Genomic DNA, 1,443 nt, shown 5'->3' on the forward strand with positions numbered 1-1,443 from the left:
CTAGTAGTGCTTTGTTAGGTCGGCGTGTCGTGGGGTCGTCGGGGCGGTCTGGGTAGTTCGATGTGGCGGTGCCCCCTGATGAGCTTTCGGTTGTGCGGCAACGGCTTGAGGCGTTCGGCGCAGACGTGTTCACCCCTTTGGTGCGCTCAGATCAGCGGACCAAGGGTGAGACGTATCTGCGGGGGCTGTTGCTGGACGGGCGGCGTAAGTCGATGCAGCCGATGGCGGATCGGCTTGGGGTGGATCATCAGGGGTTGCAGCAGTTCGTGACGACCTCGACCTGGGACACCACGGCGGTGCGGATGCGGCTGGCCCGTCGGGCGGTGGATGTGGTCGGGCCGGTGGCGTGGGTGGTCGATGACACCGGTTTCCCGAAGGACGGTAAGGGCTCGCCGGGTGTGGCCAGGCAGTACTCGGGGACGTTGGGCAAGGTGGCGAACTGCCAGATCGGGGTGAGTGTTCACGCGGTCACCGACACCGCGTCGTGCCCGCTGGATTGGCGGCTGTTCTTGCCGACGTCGTGGGACGACCAGGCTGTTGACGAGGCTGACCGCCTCGATGTGGTCGCTCGCCGGGCTCGGTGCGCGATACCTCCTGATGAGCATCACCGGCCGAAGTGGTCGATGGTGGTGGAGATGCTCGATGAGCTGGCCGAGCACGGCTTACGCCCGCCGTTGCTGGCCGCTGACGCCGGCTACGGCGACAACAGCCAGTTCCGCAGCGCTCTGGACGAGCGGTCAATCGACTACATCATGCAGGTCAAAGGCGACGCCCTCGCCCACACCTCAGACGTGCAGCCGGAGGCGCGGGTCTGGTCCGGGCGGGGTCGCCCACCAACGCGCACCGAGCCGCGCTACCCGAAGACCGCGGTCAGCCTGGTCGAGCACATTCGCGCCGCCGGACGCGCCACCGTCGAGACGATCACCTGGCGGGAAGGCTCGAAGGGCACGATGAGTTCGCAGTTCATCTTCCTGCGGGTACGTCCGGCCGGGCACCGCGTCGCCCGCGACACCGACGGCACCCTGCCGCAGCGGTGGCTGATCGCCCAGTGGCCCGACGACCGGCCTGAGCCGGTCAAGTACTGGCTGTCCAGCCTGCCCGCCGCCACCAGCCACGCCGACCTGATCCGCTACGGCAAGATCCGCTGGCGCATCGAACACGACTACCGCGAACTGAAGACCGGCCTCGGCCTGGACCACTTCGAAGGCCGCTCCTTCATCGGCTGGCACCGCCACGTCACCCTCGTCACCGCCGCGCACCTGTTCATCACCGAACTGCGCCTGGACCCAAAAGCGGCTGCGCCGGCCTGACCCTCTACACGGTCCTCCGCGAGCTGCAAAGGCTCCTCGCGACCTGGACCGGCGCCTGCCTCACCTGCCACCAACCCGTGAAACCCTTACACCGCAACAAACGCCACAGAACCTAACAAAGCACTACTAGGGC

General features: G+C 67.1%; 1 protein-coding gene. It reads left to right on the forward strand.

Features of this window, described 5'->3' with window-relative positions; translation table 11 throughout:
* Positions 1-68 precede the first annotated feature (68 nt).
* Entirely contained in the window at positions 69-1,310 is a 1,242-nt protein-coding gene (locus AB0B14_RS36705; protein WP_357526759.1) for an IS701 family transposase, read from the forward strand.
* Positions 1,311-1,443 lie beyond the last annotated feature (133 nt).

Origin of the sequence: Micromonospora sp. NPDC049171 (genome assembly GCF_040648275.1) — a bacterium.
GTDB lineage: Bacteria > Actinomycetota > Actinomycetes > Mycobacteriales > Micromonosporaceae > Micromonospora.